2 protein-coding genes and 1 pseudogene are annotated in these 1,366 nt (G+C 76.4%); 1 reads left to right on the top strand and 2 read right to left on the bottom strand.

All coding sequences use genetic code 11. The annotated features are described in order from the left end of the window. Positions 1-242 (top strand): annotated as a pseudogene (locus MXD58_RS27625) (glycoside hydrolase family 3 protein); the annotation flags it as partial. A 7-nt stretch (positions 243-249) separates the two neighbouring features. On the opposite strand, the gene MXD58_RS27620 reads toward MXD58_RS27625, so the two are convergent. Beyond that, positions 250-1,044: an enoyl-CoA hydratase/isomerase family protein gene (locus MXD58_RS27620; protein WP_248841006.1), complete on the bottom strand. Its 795-nt coding sequence runs from the start codon at positions 1,042-1,044 to the stop codon at positions 250-252. An 87-nt stretch (positions 1,045-1,131) separates the two neighbouring features. Further along, positions 1,132-1,366, bottom strand: a 235-nt coding sequence (locus tag MXD58_RS27615) for a hypothetical protein (protein ID WP_250611048.1), incomplete at its 5' end; no start/stop codon positions are given.

Here is a 1,366-nt window from a genome sequence, read left to right as displayed (position 1 = left end):
CCGGGGCGCCCCGCCCCGCGCCCGGCTCGGTGGTCGTGTCGACCGGGGCGCCCTACCACCCGCCGCCGGCGCCCGCCGCCTGGCTCGCCACCTATTCCACCGACCAGGCGTCCATGACGGGGCTGGCCGGCGTGCTCACCGGCGCGTCCCCGCCGGCCGGACACCTTCCGATCGCCACCACTGGTCCGACCGGCGCGCCCCTGCCACGGGGCTCGGGTCTGGACGCGCTGCGCACCTGTTGACCTTGGGTCAGCGCCGGGTGCGGTCGGCGGCGAACTGGGCGGGGACCCAGCTCGGGGCACGCTTCTCCATGAACGCCCGCATGCCCTCGTGGGTCTCGGTGGAGTGCTCCAGCGACCAGAACATCGTCTGGTAGTCGATGAGCCCGTAGCGCTCGTTGAGCATCCGCTTGACGTGCAGGCGGGCCTGCGGGGCGGTCTGCAGGACCTCCCCGGCGGCCTGGATCGCCGCCTCGCGCAGCGACTCGTGCGGCACCACCCGGCTGATCAGGCCGATCCGCTGGGCCTCGGCCGCGTCGAAGCGGCGCCCGGACAGCAGCAGGTCCCGGGCGACGGCCAGGCCGACGTGCGCCGGCAGGACCGCCGCGTAGGTGGCGTCCGGGATGCCCCGCAGCAGCTCGGGCACGCGGAACGTGGCCCGGTCGCTGACCACCGCGATGTCCGACATCGCCGCGATGAGCAGGCCGCCGCCCTGGCAGATGCCGTTGACCGCGGAGATCACCGGCGCCGGGCTGTCCCGCACGGCCAGGAACGGCACGATGTCGGGCCCGAGGATCTCGGGCACGACGTCGCCCGGATCGTCGCGGGCGCCGAGGTCGCCGCCGGGGGCGAAGACGTCGCCGACACCGGTGATGATCAGGGCCGCGAGGTCGGGATCGGTGTTCACCAGGGCGACGGCCCGCTTCACCCCGTAGTACATGGCCGCCGTCAGCGCGTTGCGGGCGTGCGGCCGGTCGATGATGCACCAGCCGAGGGCACCGTCACGCTCGAACCGCAGCCCCGCGGCCCCCAGATCGTCGGTCATCCCGCACTCCCCTGTTCAGGTGTTTCTTCCGTCCCACCAACCCGCTGCCACCGTCATACCGCGCGGATCACCTGGCGTGCAGCCGCGTCAGCCTGGAGTTCGGCGACCGACATCGGCCCGCTGGTCGCGCGGCGCCAGCAGGAACCGGTGGAGAAGGTACTTCGCGCGCCTGACCGCCACGGCCCGGGGGGGGGGCGCGCGGGCGTCGGGCCGCGCGGGGGCCGGGGGGGGGGGGGGGGGGGGGGGGGGGGGGGGGGGCGGCGCGGGGGGGGGGGGGGGGGGCGGCCGGCCCCCCCCCCCGCCCCCCCCCCGGCCAGCCGCG

Origin of the sequence: Frankia sp. AgKG'84/4 (genome assembly GCF_023242965.2) — a bacterium.
In the GTDB taxonomy this organism is placed as follows: Bacteria; Actinomycetota; Actinomycetes; order Frankiales; family Frankiaceae; genus Frankia.
The sequence above is the reverse complement of the archived record's forward strand: the minus strand, read 5'-3'. Positions and strand labels throughout refer to the sequence as shown.